Genomic DNA, 17050 nt, shown 5'->3' on the forward strand with positions numbered 1-17050 from the left:
TGGCTTAGCCGTTCCGGCCCCGCGACGGGGCACGAGAACTCGCGACGGCTCGGCGTTTTCGGGAAAAGCGACATTTTCGCGACGCTTTTGCGGGCCGGAAGGGGGGCGTAGCGGCGCCGGGGAACGGGGTCGGCGACGGCGCGGCTTCGAGGGGGCAGTACGTGAGTGTCACGAATCAGATTCTTGTCATTGCGCTGCTGATCGGGATCAGCGCGTTCTTTTCGATCGCGGAAATTTCGCTCGCCGCTTCGCGCAAGATCAAGTTGCGCCTGATGGCCCAGCAGGGCAATGCGGTCGCCGAGCGCGTGCTCGCGCTGCAGGAGAATCCGGGTCATTTTTTCACGGTCGTGCAGATCGGGCAGAATGCGGTGGCGATCCTCGGCGGCATCGTCGGCGAATCGACGCTGTCACCGGCGGTCGCGCAACTGATCGGCGTGGTCTACGACGGGCCGATGCTCGAATCGGTGAGCTTTGTTTTGTCGTTCGTCATCGTCACTTCGCTTTTCGTGCTGTTCTCCGATCTCGTGCCCAAGCGCCTCGGCATGACTTCGCCCGAACGTGTCGCGACCGCGGTCGTCGCGCCGATGCGTTTCTGCGTGCTCGCGTTCGCGCCGCTGGTGTGGTTCTTCGATGGCCTCGCGAATGTGCTGTTTCGCTTGTTCAAGCTGCCGAACGTGCGTACCGAGAACATCACCTCCGCCGAGATCGTCGCGATGGTCGACGTCGGGGCGCAGACCGGCGCGCTGCTCAAGCAGGAGCGCCAGCTGATCGTGAACGTCTTCGAGCTCGATTCGCGCACCGTGCCGTCGGCGATGACGAACCGTGAGAGCATCGTCTATTTCACGCTGAACGAGACCGAGGACAGCATCCGCGGCAAGCTCGTCGCGCAGACGCATGCGAAATTTCCGGTGTGCGAGAGCACGATCGACACGGTCGTCGGCTACGTCGACTCGAAGGACATTTTCGCGCGCATCCTGTCCGGGCAGAAGCTGTCGCTGCGCGCCGATCCGGTCGTGCGCAACGCGCTGGTGATCCCCGACACGCTGACGCTGTTCGAGGCGCTGGAGCGTTTTCGCGCCGCGCGCGAGGACTTCGCGATGATCGTCAACGAATATGCGCTGATCGTCGGCCTGCTGACGCTGCAGGACATCATGAATACCGTCATGGGCGAGCTCGGCAGCGCGTTTCAGGAGGAGCTGATCGTCAAGCGTGACGAAGGCTCGTGGCTGATCGACGGCATCACGCCGATCGAAGACGTGATGCAGGCACTCGGCATCACTGAATTCGTCGGCCACGAGAATTACGAGACGATCGCCGGCTTCATGATGTACATGCTGCGCAAAGTGCCGAAGCGGACCGATTCGGTGAGCTATCGCGACTACAAGTTCGAGGTCGTCGACATCGACAATTACCGCATCGACCAGCTGCTGGTCACGCGCGCGCCGGCGGCGAAGGAGTGACGGAGCGCGGCGTCGTTATTACGTGGCAACCAAATACCGTTCGGGCTGAGCTTGTCGAAGCCCTGCCACCGCCCTTCGACGGGTTCAGGGCGAACGGATGTATTCGATTGCCGGTTTAATAGTCAGTCGTCGAGCTCGAAGCGGATCCCCTGGGCCAGCGGCAGCGCGCCGGAGTAGTTGATCGTGCAGGTCGCGCGCCGCATGTAGGCTTTCCACGCATCCGAGCCGGATTCCCGGCCGCCGCCGGTGTCTTTTTCACCGCCGAACGCGCCGCCGATCTCGGCGCCCGACGGCCCGATGTTCACGTTCGCGATGCCGCAGTCGCTGCCGGTCGCGGACAGGAAGCGCTCGGATTCGGTCAGGTCCCGCGTGAAGATCGATGACGCGAGCCCTTGCGGCACGTCGTTGTGCAGCGCGATCGCCTCGCCCAGCGTGCGATAGCGCAGGACATACAGGATCGGCGCGAAAGTCTCGGCTTTCACGAGCGCAGTCTGCTCCGGCATTTCGACGAGCGCGGGGCGGCGATAGCACGCGTCCTCGCATCCCGGCACGCTGACCGCCTCGCCGCCGCACACCGTGCCGCCCGCGGCTCGCGCCTGGCCAAGCGCCCGGTCCATTTTTGCACCCGCTGCGGCATCGATCAGCGGCCCGACGAGCGTCGCCGGATCGAGCGGATTGCCGACCGTGATCCGTCCCCACGCGGTGCGCAGGCGCTCGCGCAGCGCATCGGCGATCGATTCATGCACGATCAGCCGGCGCAGGCTCGTGCAGCGCTGGCCGGCGGTGCCGGCGGCAGCGAACAGGATCGCGCGTTCGGCAAGCGTCAGGTCGGCGCTCGGGCAGACGATCGCAGCGTTGTTGCCGCCCAGTTCGAGGATCGAGCGGCCGAGCCGGGCTGCGACGCGCGGCGCGAGCGCCTTGCCCATCTCGGTCGAACCGGTCGCCGAGAGGACCGCGATGCGCCGGTCGTCGGCGAGCAGGGTCGCGAGCTCGTTGCCGCCGACCAGCACTTCGAGCAGGCCTTGCGGCAGCTCGTCGAATTCCGCGCGCAGCGAATCGAACAGCGCTGCACACGCGAGGGCCGTGAGCGGCGTTCGCGGTGACGGTTTCCACACCACGCTGTCGCCGCACACCCACGCCAGCGCCGCGTTCCACGCCCACACCGCGGCGGGGAAGTTGAATGCCGAGACGACGCCGACGACCCCTGCCGGGTGCCACTGCTCGATCATGCGGTGGCCGGGGCGCTCGCTCGCGATCGTCAAGCCGTGGAGTTGTCGGGACAGGCCGCCGGCGAAGTCGCAGATGTCGATCATCTCCTGCACTTCGCCGAGGCCTTCCTGGCGGATCTTGCCGGCTTCGATCGACACGAGCTCGCCGAGATCGGCCTTGTGCCGGCGCAACAGGTTGCCATACTGCCGCACCACTTCGCCGCGCCGCGGTGGCGGTACGTCGCGCCAAGCGAAAAAAGCCTGCTGCGCGCGATCGAGCGCGACGCCGGCGTGCGCAGGCGTATGCGGTGCAAGCCGCGCGATGATTTGTGCATCGATCGGGCTGCGTACCGGCAGCTCGCCGCATTCGAGCTCGTCCGTCGCGACGCCGAGTCGCGCGAGCAAGGGGGTGACGTCCATGGCCGATGCCTCCACGCTGGATACGTGGAGTGGACGCCCGGCCGAGCGGAATGTTCTATCCGTTCGGGATTCTACGCAGCCGCTGTGCGCCGGTAGCGGTACATCAGCTGGTCGCATTTCTTGCAGGCGACGATGCGCTGCGCGTCCTCGCCTTCGTGAAGCCCGAATTCGCGCGTGTCGGTGGACGCGCAGCGCAGGCACGCGGGGGTGCGCTGGCGGTGCGCGGCAAGGTACTCGTCGCGCTGCGGCAAGTCGCGCTGGGCGTCCTGCTGGCGCCGGTGGATATGCAGGACCGCAAGGCAGCCGAACAGGAAAATCGCGGCGACGAGGATTGGATACGGAAAGCTGGACATGTGGGGCGACCGGTGAGGGAACTGCAGCTTAACCCATTGCGGGGCTGCGGTACTTTGCCGAGATCAAGCGCGCCGGAGCAATTGCGCACGCCGGGCGGCCTTGCTGCCGCACTTCGGCGCTTCTCTTTTCAATACGCAAAACGGCCGCGAAGCTCGTCGAGGTTCAGTTCGGCGAGGATCTGCGCCAGTCGCTGCTGCGCGTTGCCCCGCGGCTGGCCCGTCGCCCGCGCGATGATCAGCTCGTTCTTCATCGAATGCTCCCAGCCGACGAGCTCGGTCACCGTGAGCTGATAGCCGTGGGATTCGAGCAGCAGGCAGCGCAGCACGTTCGTCAGCTGGCTGCCGAATTCGCGCGTGTGAATCGGGTGGCGCCAGAGCTCGGACAGTGGCGTCTTGCCGAACGACTCGTTCTTGTGCCGGCGCAGCGCGGCCGCGACTTCGGCCTGGCAGCACGGCACGAGCACGATGAAGCGGGCACGCTTTTGCAGCGCGAAGCGGATCGCGTCGTCGGTCGCGGTGTTGCACGCGTGCAGCGCGGTGACGATGTCGATCTGTTCGGGCAGTTCGGGCGACTCGATCGAGTCCTCGACCGACAGGTTCAGGAAACTCATGCGCCCGAAGTCGAGCCGCGCCGCGAGTTCGCGCGACTTCGCGACCAGTTCGTCGCGTGTCTCGATGCCGTAGATGTGACCGCCGGTCTGGCCACCTTCGCGCGTTTTCAGGAACAGGTCATAGAGGATGAAGCCGAGATACGACTTGCCGGCGCCGTGGTCGGCGAGGGTCAGCTCGCCGCGCGCGCTCATCACTTCTTCGAGCAGCGGCTCGATGAAGTTGTACAGGTGATAGACCTGCTTGAGCTTGCGCCGGCTGTCCTGGTTGAGCTTGCCGTCGCGCGTCAGGATGTGGAGTTCCTTCAGCAGTTCGATCGACTGGCCGGGCCGGATATCGGGCAGCTGCGCGGAAGGCGATGGAGGCGCGGCGCTCGGAGCCGGGGAGGGCTGCCGTTTTCCCGTGCGCCCGCGACTTGCCGGACGCCGGCCCTTTGCGTGTGCCTCGCTCACGGTGCGTCGTCCTCGCTGCCGTCGGCAATGCCGAGCGCTTTCCAGCCTTCGTGGCCGAGGCGGTGCATCGTCTCGATGTTGCGCTCGGGGATCGTCTCGGCATCCGGGTACGCGGCGACCGCGCGCTCGATGCTGTCCTCGCGCAGCAGATGCAACGTCGGGTACGGCGAACGGTTCGTGTAGTTCTCGATGTCGTCCTCGCCCGTGCCTTCGAAGCGGAAGCGCGGATGGAAGCTCGCGACCTGCAGGACGCCTTCGAGCTCGTGCTCGGCAACGGCTTCCTCGGCGATGCCGACGATCTCGTTGAAATCCAGGAAATCGGGGAACAGCGTCGGATGCACGAGCAGCGTCGTATCGACTTCTTCAGGATCGGCGGCGGCGAGGAAATCGAGTTCGCGGTCGAGCTCTTCGAGGAACGCGTCGACGTGGCGCGCGTCGCTGACGACGATGCGCACCTGGTTCTTCACATACACCGACTTCGCGAACGGACACAGGTTGAGTCCGATCACCACTTTCTCCAGCCACTGCCGCGTCGCCGCGAGCACCTTGTCACGATTCATCCGCATTCCCTCGAAAGTTCGCCATTTTGCCCCAAGCCGCCGACGAAGGAGGCGATAATGCGGCCCTTCTCCAAGGCTTTGATTCCAGATGTCGATCCAGTGGTTTCCCGGTCACATGACTTCGGCGCGCAAGAAAGCGGCCGAAACGATGGCGCTGACCGACGTCGTCATCGAGGTGCTCGATGCCCGCATCCCCGAAGCGAGCAGCAATCCGATGATCCACGAGTTGCGCCGGCACCGTCAGCGCGTGTGCCTCAAGGTGCTCAACAAGGCCGACCTCGCCGATCCTCTCGCTACGCGCGCGTGGCTGGATTTCTTCAACAGCCAGGAAGGGGTCAAGGCGGTCGCGCTGTCGTGCAAAAAGCCGGGAGACGTCGCACGCGTGCCCGGTCTGTGCCAGGCGCTCGCGCCGCACCGCAACGACGGCACGAAGCTGCTGCGCATCATGATCATGGGCATCCCGAACGTCGGCAAATCGACGCTGATGAACGCGCTCTTGAAGCGCCGCGTCGCGAAAGTCGGCGACGAGCCGGCGGTGACGAAGTCGCAGCAGACGTTCGACCTCGGTTCGCACATGACGATTACCGACACGCCCGGCCTGATGTGGCCGAAGATCGCGCACGACTCCGACGGGTTCATGCTCGCCGCGAGTCACGCAATCGGACGCAACGCCGTCATCGACGAGGAGGTCGCGACGTTCCTCGGCGACCTGCTGCTCGAGCGTTACCCGGCGCTGCTCGCGGCGCGCTACGGCATCGCGCCCGAACGCCTCGAGGCGCTCGACGGCGTCGGCCTCATCGAGACGATCGCGGCACGGCGCGGCTGCCGGCTCAAAGGTGGCGCGCCGGATCTCGAAAAAGCTTCGCAGATCTTCCTCAACGATTACCGCAGCGGCGTGCTGGGACGAATCAGTCTGGAAACGCCCGAAAGCCGTCGGCAGATGCTGTCGGCAGCAACATCCGGTGCGTCTCGGGCCGATGAGACGGTCGGGCCGGAGGCCTAGGCCAGCCCGCTAACGATTGCGTTCCTTGACGGGGATCGCTTCGACCTCGCCGGATTCCACTTTCGACGACTGCGCCTGCGCCTGCTTCAGCTCATCCGCGTCGAGGCTGCGCGCGATCTCGTCGCGGTCGCGCACGGCCTCTATGTTGAGAGCCGCGGCGGCGCGGTTGAACCACACGTAAGCGCGCACCGGGTCGCGCGGAAAACCGATGCCGTCGCGATACAGCCGGCCCAGCTCGAGCATGCCGTCGGCGTTGCCGCGCGCTGCCGCGGTGCGGATCCATCGGGCCGCCTGGTCGTAGTCCTGCAACACGCCGAAGCCGCTGCGATAGAGTTTTCCGAGTTCCACCATCGCTCCCGGATGTTCGCTGTCCGCTGCCGCCCGCAGCCAGCGAACGGCCTCCAGCGACTGCGAGCGGTCGCTCGTGGCGTCGAGCAGCAGCGTTTTCGCAATTCGCAGCTGTGCGGCCGCATCCCCTTCCTTGGCCGCGCGCAGCGTGTAGGGATCGATCGGAATCGGCACGCCCGGAAGGTTCTCGGCCGGCATTTCGTCACCGGTTCTGGCGCCGACGACGATCACCGTGGCGATCGCCGCCACCGTCAGCAACACCGGCACTGCGAACGATGCGCCGTCCCGCCAGCGGGACCGCTTGCGCTCGGGCGCATGGAAGCGATGCGTGCAGGCGCGGCACCGATACGGACGCGTGCCCGTGTGCACCTGCTTTTCGCCTTCGGACTGCCATTTCGACTTGCGACAATCGGCGCTTCCGCAACTCGGACAGGTAACAGTGGCATGAAGTGACATCGTGACTTCCCAACCTCGAAAAGGCGTTCAGCAGTTGCCCGGATTGTCATTTTTCCATTTGAGCAAATTATGCGTTACTCGTCTCCAGGATTCCCGCTGCCCGGGCGCTTCGTAATCGAAAACTCCTTGTAACAGAGAGTAACTGCGGCGACGGGAATATTCGCTGGACGGGCCGCACCGACGCGTGCTTCCTATAGTTCCATTCGTAATAAGGAAAGGGAATTTCGTGCATGACATCCTTGGCCTGCTTCGACTATCGTTCATGCCGCTGACCTTGCCGTTCCCGTTCCGCACCTGGAGTTTTCATGAACAAATTTTCCGCTCTGCTGCTCGCGGCCGGGCTCGCGCTCGCGACGGGCGCGCACGCCCAGTCGAATCTCCTCAACGTTTCGTACGACGTCGCGCGCGATGTCTATAAGGATTACAACCCGCTCTTCCAGAAGCACTGGAAGGAGAAAACCGGCGAGACCGTCGAAATCCGCCAATCGCATGCCGGCTCGTCGAAGCAGGCGCGTGCGGTCGCCGACGGCCTCGAGGCCGATGTCGTGACGATGAACCAGGCCACCGACGTCGACTTCCTCGCCGAGAAGGGGCTCGTCGCGACCGACTACGCGAAGCGCTTCCCGGACAACGCGTCGCCCTACACCTCGACGATGGTGTTCATCGTGCGCAAGGGCAATCCGAAAGGGATCAAGGACTGGAACGACATCGCGAAGCCGGGTGCCATGCAGCTGATCATCCCGCACCCCAAGAACACGGGCAACGGCCGTTATTCGTATCTCGCCGCGTGGGGCTACGCGCTGAAGCAGCCGGGCGGCAACGACAAGACTGCGCAGGAATTCGTCGGCAACTGGCTGAAGAATGCGCCGCTGTTCGGCTCCGGCGGGCGCGACGCGACGACGACGTTCATGCAGCGCCGGATCGGCGACGTGCTCGTGACGTTCGAATCCGAAGCCGAGCTGATCGCAAAGGAGTTCGGCCGCGGCGAGTTCGAGGTGGTGTATCCGAGCCTGTCGATCCTCGCCGAATTCCCGGTCGCGGTCGTCGAGAAAGTCGTCGACAAGAAAGGCACGCGCGAGCTCGCCCGCGCCTACCTCGAATACCTGTGGTCGAAGGAAGGCCAGGAGAACGCCGCGAAGAACTACCTGCGCCCGCGCGACCCGGAAGTGATGAAGAAATACGCTGCGGCGTTCCCGCCGATCAAGACTTTTACCGTCGATGAAGTGTTCGGCGGCTGGAGCAAGGCGGCCGCGACCCACTTCAAGGATGGCGGCACCTTCGACCAGATCTACGTTCAGAAGTAGAATCCGCCGTTTCGAGCGCCCGACGGCCCGCGTACGCGGGCCGCGTCGCTTTCAACCGTCCATCTCTGCCGCCGCCCCCTATGTTTCCTGCCGCAAGCAAACGCGACGGAGTCCTGCCCGGTTTCCGTCTCGGACTGGGTTACACGCTCACGTATCTGACCCTGCTGGTGCTGATCCCGCTTGCCGGCATGATCTTGTTCACCGGGCAGATGTCGTGGAGCGATTTCTGGACGACCGCGAGCAGCCAGCGCGCGCTTGCGTCCTACCGCGTGACTTTCGGGGCGTCGCTCGGGGCCGCCGCGATCAACGCGCTGTTCGGCCTGATCGTCGCATGGGTGCTGGTGCGTTATCCGTTCCCGGGCAAGCGCTTCATCGACGCGCTCGTCGATCTGCCGTTCGCGCTGCCGACTGCGGTCGCCGGCATCACGCTCGCGACGCTGTACGCGGAAAACGGCTGGATCGGCCAGCATCTCGCGAAGCTCGGCATCCAGATCGCGTTCACGCCGCTGGGCATCGTCGTTGCGTTGATCTTCGTCACGTTGCCGTTCGTCGTACGCACGCTGCAGCCGGTCATCGAGGATATCGAGGCGGAAGTCGAGGAAGCGGCCGCGACGCTCGGTGCGACCCGCTGGCAGACGTTCACGCGCGTGCTGCTGCCGGGAATCTTTCCCGCGTGGCTGACCGGCTTCACGCTCGCGTTCTCGCGTGCGATCGGGGAATTCGGTTCGGTGATCTTCATCGCCGGCAACATGCCGCTGATCTCGGAGATCACGCCGCTCCTGATCATCTCGAAGCTCGAACAGTACGACATCCTCGGCGCAACCGCGCTCGCGGTCGTCATGCTCGTGATCTCGTTCGTCATGCTGCTGGTGATCAACCTGCTGCAGTGGTGGGCGGCGAACCGCCACGCGAAGAACCGGGACGGAGATGCCCCGGCCGATGCTTCGGGCGCACTCGCGATCGCCGGGGGGCAGCCATGACGACGACGCGGCGGGCCACCGCCGAGCCGCGCTGGGTTCGCCTGCTGCTGACCGCGGTCGCGCTCGGCTTCCTGTTCCTGTTCCTCGTGCTGCCGCTGATCGCGGTGTTCTGGGAAGCGTTCGCGCAAGGGGCGCAGGTGTACTGGGACGCGCTGCAGGAAGGCGAGGCGCGCTCGGCGATGCTGCTGACGCTGACGATCGCGGCGCTCGTGCTGCCGTTCAACATCGCGTTCGGCGTCGCCGCCGCGTGGGCGATCGCGAAATTCGAGTTTCGCGGCAAGAGCCTGCTGACGACGCTGGTCGACCTGCCGTTCGCGGTCTCGCCGGTCGTCGCCGGCCTGATTTTCATCATCCTGTTCGGCGCGCAAGGCTTCTTCGGCCCGTGGCTCGCCGCACACGACATCAAAATCATCTTCGCGCTGCCGGGCATGATCCTCGCGACGCTGTTCGTGACTTTCCCGTTCGTCGCGCGCGAGCTGATCCCGCTGATGCAGGCGCAGGGCCGCGACGAGGAGGAGGCCGCGGTGTCGCTCGGCGCCTCCGGCTGGCAGATGTTCTGGCGCGTGACGCTGCCGAACATCAAGTGGGGCCTGATGTACGGCGTGATCCTCGCCAATGCGCGCGCGATGGGCGAGTTCGGCGCGGTCAGCGTCGTCTCCGGCCACATCCGCGGCGAGACCAACACGCTGCCGCTGCACGTCGAGATCCTCTACAACGAATACAACCAGATCGGCGCGTTCGCCGCGGCGACGGTGCTCGCCTTCCTCGGCCTCGTCACGCTGGTCGCGAAGACCATCGTCGAATGGCGCATGCGCCGCGAAACCGAGATGCTGACTGCCGAACTGCCACCCGAGAAAACCGAACTGCCCCCGTCTGTCGCCACGGAACGCCCATGAGCATCGAAATCCGCAACATCAGCAAGCGCTTCGGCAACTTCGTCGCGCTCGACAACCTGTCGCTCGACATCCCGACCGGTGAGCTGGTCGCACTGCTCGGGCCCTCGGGCTGCGGCAAGACGACGCTCTTGCGCATCATCGCCGGCATGGAATCTCCGGACGGCGGCAACGTACTGTTCGGCGGCGAGGAGGCGACGCACGTGCATGCACGCGAACGCCAGGTCGGCTTCGTGTTCCAGCATTACGCGCTGTTCCGCCACATGTCGGTGTTCGAGAACGTCGCGTTCGGGCTGCGCGTGCGCCCGCGCAAATCGCGCCCGTCCGAAGCCGAGATCCGCGAGCGGGTGATGAACCTGCTGAAGCTCGTGCAGCTCGACTGGCTCGCGAACCGCTACCCGTCCCAGCTCTCGGGCGGGCAGCGGCAGCGGATCGCGCTCGCGCGCGCGCTCGCAGTCGAACCGAAAGTGCTGCTGCTCGACGAGCCCTTCGGCGCGCTCGACACGAAAGTGAGGAAGGAGCTGCGCCGCTGGCTGCGGCGGCTGCATGACGAGATGCACATCTCGTCGGTGTTCGTCACGCACGACCAGGAAGAGGCGCTGGAAGTCGCCGACCGCGTCGTCGTCATGAACCGCGGCCACATCGAGCAGATCGGCTCGCCGGACGAAGTGTATTCGAGCCCGGCGTCGCCGTTCGTCTACCAGTTCCTCGGCAACGTGAACGTTTTCCACCACCGCGTCCACGGCGGCTGGGCGGAAGTCGAGCGGGAAGGGGAGGCGCCCGCCGCCGGCTCGATCGCGTTCGTGCGCCCGCACGACATCGACCTCGACGCCGCTCCGATTTCGGGCGGCATGAAAGCCGTCGTCAGCCACGTGCACCGCATCGGACCGCTCGTGCGCGTCGAGCTCGAGCACGAGGCGGAGACGATCGAAGTCGAACTGACGCGCGAACGCGCCGCGAATCTCGAACTGTCGCCCGGCCGCACGGTGTGGTTCAAACCGCGGCAGGCGAAAGTGTTTGCCGCGGCTGCTGTGCCCGCGCCAAAGCAGCCCTTCCTGTTCTGATTCCGATCGGTATCCGAGCCGGAGCGGCGCTCCGGCGCGAACGCTCCTCGATGCAGGAGATCCCGTCCGTCGACCGCGCTGCCGGCAGCCTCACGCCCTTTCAGCGCGGGTGGCGGTAGATGTGCCAGGTCGCGCCGCGAAACGGCATTTCCTTTTCGAACGTCGCGCCGACGGCCAAAGCCAGCGCGATCGATGCCGCGTTCTCGGCGTGGATGAAGCTGATCAGCGAGACGTCCGGAAGGTGCTCTCTGGCCATCGCCTGCACGGCGCGGGCCGCCTCGCTGGCGTAGCCCTTGCCCCAGTACCGTCGCGTCAGCGCCCATTTGATTTCGGGTTCCGGCCAGTCCTTCGGGTACCACAGCCCGACCGCTCCGAGCACCTTGCCGGTCGCTTTCTCCTCGACCGCGTAGGGGCCGTAACCTCGGAGGTGCCAGTGCCCGACCATGTTCGCCATCGCGTACCAGCTGTCGCTTTCGGAAAGCGCGCGCCGGAAGGTGAAGCGCGTGCTTTCGGCGTCCGAGTAGTGTTCGTGCAGGAACGGCCAGTCGTCGGGATGAAACGTGCGCAGCACGAGGCGCGCAGATTCGATCCGTTCGGGCACCAGGAACGGTTGAATGTTCGGCATTGATCTGTTGGCCTTCAAATAGATTTGTTTACAAATAAATAGAAGTTCGAGGCGGCGCCGGCCGCGTTGCTCGGGACTCGAGGAAAACCCTGCCGGATCATCGGTTTGGATGTGCTTTCCCGTCCAGGGTCGCGATCGGGATGGCGCATCCGCAGCGCCGCTTGCGCGCGCACCAGCTCGCGCAGATGGTAGCAAGAATCGCTGCCTCGTCGTTCATTCGCGCGTTCGGATGCGTGCCGATGTATCCATCCGTGCTTGCGGACGGGGCAGGGGCGCCGTTTTCTCTCGTCGCGCGCCGTCATCGCCTCGCGAGATGTGCATCTCGCCTTGGGGAATGCCGTTTGCTATGTCCTGCTCGGCGTGGCCGGCCTGCAAAAGGATTTGCATGCCGTGTGCCCGCTCCCATTCGCGAAGGCCGGCTCGAGGTAATGCAAGCCTCCACGTGCCTTCGACCCCGATCATCAAGGAGAGTGACGATGAAGAACAACGAGCCGGCTGGCGCAACGGGCAAACCGCAATCCGCACCGGCAGCGGCCGGTAGCGATGCCGAACCGGGCAATGCGGGTGAAATGCATCAGCTTGCGGGCGGGACCCATCCCGAGCTCACGACAAACCAGGGCATACCGATTCCGGACAACCAGAACTCGCTGCGGAGCAATCCGCGCGGTCCGACGCTGCTCGAAGATTTCATCCTGCGGGAAAAGATTACGCATTTCGATCACGAGCGGATTCCGGAGCGCGTCGTGCACGCGCGTGGCACTGCAGTGCACGGATATTTCGAACTGACGGAGTCCCTGTCGCAATACACGACCGCAAAAATCCTCACCGAGGTCGGGGAAAAGACGCCGGTGTTCACCCGCCTCTCGACGGTTGCCGGCGGGGCCGGCTCGGTGGACACGCCTCGCGACGTCCGCGGTTTCGCCGTCAAGTTCTACACGAAGGAAGGCAACTGGGATCTGGTGGGCAACAATGTTCCGGTGTTCTTCATTCAGGACGCGATCAAGTTTCCCGATGTGGTCCACTCGTTCAAGATGGAGCCGGACCGCGGTTTTCCGCAGGCCTCGACTGCCCACGACAATTTCTGGGATTTCGTTTCGCTGACTCCGGAGTCGATGCACATGATCATGTGGATCATGTCGGACCGCACGATACCGCGCTCGCTGCGCATGATCGAAGGCTTCGGTGTGCACAGTTTCCGGCTCGTGAATGAAGCCGGCGAATCGACTTTCGTCAAGTTTCACTGGCGGCCGAAGCTCGGACTGCAATCCACGGTGTGGGACGAAGCGGTCAAGATCGCGGGGGCCGATCCCGACTTTCACCGCCGCGACATGTACGAGTCGATCCGCGAAGGCAATTTCCCCGAATGGGAATTCGCGGTGCAGCTGTTCACCGAAGCCGAGGCCGAAAAATTCCCGTTCGATCACCTGGACGCGACGAAACTGATTCCCGAAGAACTCGTGCCGCTGCGCGTCGTCGGGCGGATGGTGCTCGACCGCTGGCCGGATAATTTCTTCGCCGAGACCGAACAGGTGGCTTTTTGTCCGGCCAATGTCGTTCCGGGCATCGACTTTTCGAACGACCCGCTGCTGCAGGGCCGGCTTTTTTCCTATCTCGATACGCAGCTGCTGCGTCTCGGGTCGCCGAATTTCCATCAGATCCCGATAAACGCGCCGAAATGTCCGTTCGCGAACAACCAGCGCGACGCCAAGATGCAGATGATGCAGCCGAAAGGCCGCGTCAATTACGAGCCGAATTCGCTCGCCGAAGATTCGCCCCGCGAAACGCCGAGCCTCGGCTTTCGCCATGCTCGTGTAAGCGAAAGCGGCGAAAAGGGGCGTATCCGGGCGGAGAGCTTCGCCGACCATTACAGCCAGGCGCGGCAGTTCTACCGCAGCCAGACTCCCGTCGAACAGGCTCACATCGCCTATACGCTGGTGTTCGAGCTCGCGAAGGTCGAGCATCTGCACGTCCGCCAGGCGGTCGTCGCCCACCTGCGCAACATCGATGAAGATCTCGCCCGTCGCGTCGCCGACGGCCTCGCGCTCGAACAGCTGCCGGATGCGCCACAGCCGGCCGTCCCGGTTCAGGACCTGCCACCGTCGCCGCCATTGCAGATCATCGGCAAGATGAAGGACACGCTCGAAGGTCGCGTCGTGGGCGTACTGGTCGCGGACGGCTCGGATGGCGCACGGATCGAGGCGGTGCGCAAAGCGGCACTCGCCGCCGGGGCGATGGTCAAGATCGTCGCGCCGAAAATAGGAGGCGCGAAGCTCGCCGACGGTGCGCGGCTCAGCGCCGACGGCCAGCTTGGCGGGATGCCTTCAGTGATGTTCGATGCGATCGCAGTGGTCCTGTCCGATGCGGGTGCGCAGATGCTGTGCGGAGAATCGTCCGCGATCGATTTCGTGCACGACGCGTTCGGTCACCTGAAAGCGATCGCGGTAGACGACGGGGGACGCGCGCTGCTGCAGAAAGCGAACATCCCCGCCGACAGCGGGATTTTCGCGGTCTCGGACATGAACGGCTTCATCACCGCCGCGAAAACACGCCAGTGGAGCCGCGAACCGTCGGTCCGGATACTGCCATAAGGAACGACGCCGGCCGGCAGCGTGGCGGCCGGTGGAATCTCCATCCTGGTCGGCGGTCCGAGTGCCGACGGAGCCGGACAACATCGGCGACTTGGCGCAGCCGCAAAAACACCTTGCCCGAAGAAAAAGAGGGTGAGACGCCTCACGAAAACCCGGCTCGGACGTCGGAGTTCTGGCTGATGAAGGTCGCAAGGCCGCGCCCGACAAGCGCGAGCCCTTTCATCTGCTCGATCTTTGCGGCTGCGATCGGGGGAGTCGAATAGACGTAGACGCGGGGATTGTCGCGGAACAGCACCTTCACGAAATCGTCGCCGATCTCGAACGCGGCGACTCCCGATTTGCCGCTCAGATTCCTGTAGGGCTGCATGTCGGTCTCGGTTGTCGGTGGCGGCGCGCACAAGGTGCGAGGGAAGTCGGCGATCATTCGGCGGCGAGCCGCCCGAGCCAGTCGAAAATCCGCGGCCAGATTACGCGGTGCGCGTTTTCGCCGACCAGCGCGCCGACGTGCTGCAACGCGACGCCGATGTCTCCGGGGTAGGGCAGCGCTTCCTTGTTCTGGCTGCCGACCTGCTCGTAGAACGCGAGGAGCGACGCGGGCGGAATGATGTGGCTGTTCGGATCGAAAACCACAAACACCGGCGAGCTCACGTCGCGAGGGTGAAGGCGCCTGTTTCCGAGTCTGAGTTCGCCGCGCATGAACCGGTTGTTGCGATAGAGCTGCTCGAGGACTTCGTCGAACAGCCGGCGCGGCATCGGAAGTTCGTCCAGCGTCCAGCGTTCGACGCGCACGTGGGTTTCGAGGTTCGCACGCGAGCCGAGGCTCGCGACGAAGTCGAGATAGCGCTCGTGCTGAAACGTCTTCGGCGATGCGCACAGGCTCATCAGGTTGATCAGCGAACCCGGGACGGGGCGCGACGACTGAAGCACGGCCTGCGCAGGGCCCCCGGCGTCGAGCATGCGTTTGAACGGCCCCGAAGCCTCGGCGAAATGAAGCGGTGCCTCGATCAGCACGAGGCCCCTGACGTGGTCGGGATGACAGGCGCTGTAGAGGCCGGCGAAAGTGCCGCCGAGCGAATGCCCCGCAACGAAGAGCGGCCCGCACTGCGACCGGGCCCGGATCGCCTCGATGCACTCCTCGATTGCGACCAGCGCATATTCCTCGAGGCCGAAGCGGGCCTCGTCGTCCTGCGTTTCGGTCCATTCGACCAGATAGACGTCGAAGCCGCGGTCGAGCGCCTTGCGCACGACGCTTCGTTCCGGCGACAAATCCCAGATATACGCACGCTTGATCGGCGCCGGCACGATCAGCAGGACGGGCGACCTTTTCCCGTTCCGCGACTTTCCATAGCCGCGCAAACGCACCGCCGGTCGCGAAAAAACAACTTCGAACCCGGTTTCCTGCCGACCGAGGTTGATGCGGTCGAGCGCTCGGCCGGCGTGCCTTCGCATCTCGTCAAGCGATTCGAACCACCACCGGAGCGCGGACGGAACGCCGGCACGAACTTCGGGGGTGTCGATGTACACGAAGGGCTCGGACATGGTGGACCGCCTCTTGATGCTCGTGCCGGCTGCGCCTGACCGACGACCGACGACCGACGACCGACGACCGGCTCCGCGCGAAGGAAAATGCTTCCGTTGGACGAGGCATGGCCCGTGCGAGTTCAAGCGCCGGCACCGCGTCGTCATCGGACGGGCAGAATTTCAATGCGCGGTGCGCGACGGCAACGCCACTCCGTGCGGGAAGAAGCTTGGCCTGAACTGCGCTACGCGGTCGCTTCGCGCAGCGCGATCACCTTCGCCAGGCGTTCTGCGCAGATCGGACTCGCATTCATGAACTGCATCACCTTCACCACCGCGTCCGGCAATGCGGCAGCCGGCGCCGCGCTTGGCCGGCCGATGCAGTAACCCTGAGCGTAATGACACCCAAGGTCGCGCAGCACCGCGAGTTCGGCCGCATCCTCGATGCCTTCGGCAACGAGCGGCGTCGCGAGTACTTCGGCCAGCCGCAGCAGGCTGCGGATCACCTCGATCTTGCGGCTGTCACCTTGCAGGCCCCGCACGAAATACTTGTCGAGTTTGACGATCTGCGGCTTCAGTTGCACCCACAAGCGCAGGCTCGAGCGGCCATCGCCGAAATCGTCGAGCGCGAGCGTCACGCCGAGCGCGGCGAGCGTCTTCATCGCCGCCTGCAGCCCTTCGACATCCTCGACGCGCTCGTGCTCGGTCAGTTCGAGCACGAGCCGGCCCGGAGAGAGGCCGGCCTGCTGAGCGCAGTCCAGCATCTGGCGTCCGTGGTCTCGCGCAAAGTGCTCGATCATCGATCCCGACAGGTTCAGGAACAGCTTGCCGGGCACGCCCGCTCGCCCGAACGCGCCGATTGCGCCGAGGCAGGCCTCGCGCTCGAGGTCCGCCATGCGCCCGGCGCTTTTTGCGACACGCAGCAGGTCGTCGGGCGAGCGCAACGCGGAACCGACCGGCCCGCGCATCAGCGCCTCGTAGCCCAGCACCGACGCCCGGCCGATGTCGGCAATCGGCTGGAATTCGTATTCGAGCGCATGAGTCTCGAGGAGCGCGTCGAACAGGACGAGAAAGTCGGATTTCGAAAGCATGATGTACCTCGATAAAGATCTTTCGGGCGATCGAGCCGCGCCGCGGCAAACAGGGGAGGGCTCTCGCCCCCGAGCTGCCACGACCCGCATCGGACATCGTGCTCACCCCATGGGACAT

The 17050-nt window shown here is 64.9% G+C and carries 16 protein-coding genes; 7 read left to right on the top strand and 9 right to left on the bottom strand.

The window, feature by feature from the left end; translation table 11 throughout:
- Positions 1-161: 161 nt before the first annotated feature.
- Positions 162-1460 (top strand): hemolysin family protein, encoded by a 1299-nt coding sequence (locus PA01_13145; GenBank protein KON79468.1) that lies wholly within the window; start codon positions 162-164, stop codon positions 1458-1460.
- Positions 1461-1582: 122 nt separating this feature from the next.
- Here PA01_13145 and PA01_13150 read toward each other — a convergent pair whose 3' ends face one another.
- The 4 genes from PA01_13150 to PA01_13165 form a co-directional block, all read right to left on the bottom strand.
- Positions 1583-3088, bottom strand: a complete 1506-nt coding sequence (locus PA01_13150) for an aldehyde dehydrogenase family protein (GenBank protein ID KON79469.1) — start codon at positions 3086-3088, stop codon at positions 1583-1585.
- Between the two features lie 71 nt (positions 3089-3159).
- A complete protein-coding gene (locus PA01_13155) occupies positions 3160-3441 on the bottom strand; it encodes a hypothetical protein (GenBank protein KON79470.1) in 282 nt (93 codons plus the stop codon).
- Positions 3442-3569: 128 nt separating this feature from the next.
- On the bottom strand, positions 3570-4394 hold the full coding sequence (locus PA01_13160; protein KON80338.1) for an SAM-dependent methyltransferase: 825 nt from the start codon (positions 4392-4394) through the stop codon (positions 3570-3572).
- 104 nt (positions 4395-4498) lie between these two features.
- The gene (locus PA01_13165) at positions 4499-5062 is read right to left on the bottom strand and encodes a DUF1415 domain-containing protein (protein KON79471.1); all 564 of its coding nucleotides are present in this window, start codon (positions 5060-5062) and stop codon (positions 4499-4501) included.
- An 88-nt stretch (positions 5063-5150) separates the two neighbouring features.
- On the opposite strand from PA01_13165, the gene ylqF reads away from it, so the two are divergent.
- Entirely contained in the window at positions 5151-6065 is a 915-nt protein-coding gene (ylqF, locus tag PA01_13170; protein ID KON79472.1) for a ribosome biogenesis GTPase YlqF, read from the top strand.
- A gap of 9 nt (positions 6066-6074) precedes the next feature.
- Here ylqF and PA01_13175 read toward each other — a convergent pair whose 3' ends face one another.
- Entirely contained in the window at positions 6075-6782 is a 708-nt protein-coding gene (locus PA01_13175; protein KON79473.2) for a sel1 repeat family protein, read from the bottom strand.
- A 392-nt stretch (positions 6783-7174) separates the two neighbouring features.
- Between PA01_13175 and PA01_13180 the strand changes: the two genes are divergently transcribed.
- The 4 genes from PA01_13180 (at position 7175) to PA01_13195 (ending at position 11110) form a co-directional block, all read left to right on the top strand.
- Complete coding sequence (locus PA01_13180; GenBank protein ID KON79474.1) at positions 7175-8173, top strand: sulfate ABC transporter substrate-binding protein; 999 nt, start codon at positions 7175-7177, stop codon at positions 8171-8173.
- Between the two features lie 80 nt (positions 8174-8253).
- A complete protein-coding gene (gene cysT, locus PA01_13185) occupies positions 8254-9153 on the top strand; it encodes a sulfate ABC transporter permease subunit CysT (GenBank protein ID KON79475.1) in 900 nt (299 codons plus the stop codon).
- The gene (cysW, locus tag PA01_13190) at positions 9150-10049 is read left to right on the top strand and encodes a sulfate ABC transporter permease subunit CysW (protein ID KON79476.1); all 900 of its coding nucleotides are present in this window, start codon (positions 9150-9152) and stop codon (positions 10047-10049) included. The genes cysT and cysW overlap by 4 nt, the downstream gene beginning before the upstream one ends.
- On the top strand, positions 10046-11110 hold the full coding sequence (locus PA01_13195; GenBank protein ID KON79477.1) for a sulfate ABC transporter ATP-binding protein: 1065 nt from the start codon (positions 10046-10048) through the stop codon (positions 11108-11110). The genes cysW and PA01_13195 overlap by 4 nt, the downstream gene beginning before the upstream one ends.
- A 100-nt stretch (positions 11111-11210) precedes the next feature.
- On the opposite strand, the gene PA01_13200 is transcribed toward PA01_13195, so the two are convergent.
- A complete protein-coding gene (locus tag PA01_13200; protein KON79478.1) occupies positions 11211-11735 on the bottom strand; it encodes a GNAT family N-acetyltransferase in 525 nt (174 codons plus the stop codon).
- 476 nt (positions 11736-12211) lie between these two features.
- On the opposite strand from PA01_13200, the gene PA01_13205 reads away from it, so the two are divergent.
- Positions 12212-14323 (top strand): catalase, encoded by a 2112-nt coding sequence (locus PA01_13205; GenBank protein ID KON79479.1) that lies wholly within the window; start codon positions 12212-12214, stop codon positions 14321-14323.
- A gap of 142 nt (positions 14324-14465) precedes the next feature.
- Here PA01_13205 and PA01_13210 read toward each other — a convergent pair whose 3' ends face one another.
- From PA01_13210 to PA01_13220, 3 genes are all read right to left on the bottom strand, one after another.
- A complete protein-coding gene (locus PA01_13210; protein KON79480.1) occupies positions 14466-14690 on the bottom strand; it encodes a hypothetical protein in 225 nt (74 codons plus the stop codon).
- Positions 14691-14743: 53 nt separating this feature from the next.
- Positions 14744-15862, bottom strand: a complete 1119-nt coding sequence (locus PA01_13215; GenBank protein ID KON80339.2) for an alpha/beta fold hydrolase — start codon at positions 15860-15862, stop codon at positions 14744-14746.
- Between the two features lie 224 nt (positions 15863-16086).
- The gene (locus PA01_13220) at positions 16087-16932 is read right to left on the bottom strand and encodes an EAL domain-containing protein (GenBank protein KAI5912320.1); all 846 of its coding nucleotides are present in this window, start codon (positions 16930-16932) and stop codon (positions 16087-16089) included.
- Positions 16933-17050: the final 118 nt, after the last annotated feature.

The organism is Azoarcus sp. PA01, from assembly GCA_001274695.2.
Taxonomy (GTDB): Bacteria; Pseudomonadota; Gammaproteobacteria; order Burkholderiales; family Rhodocyclaceae; genus Aromatoleum.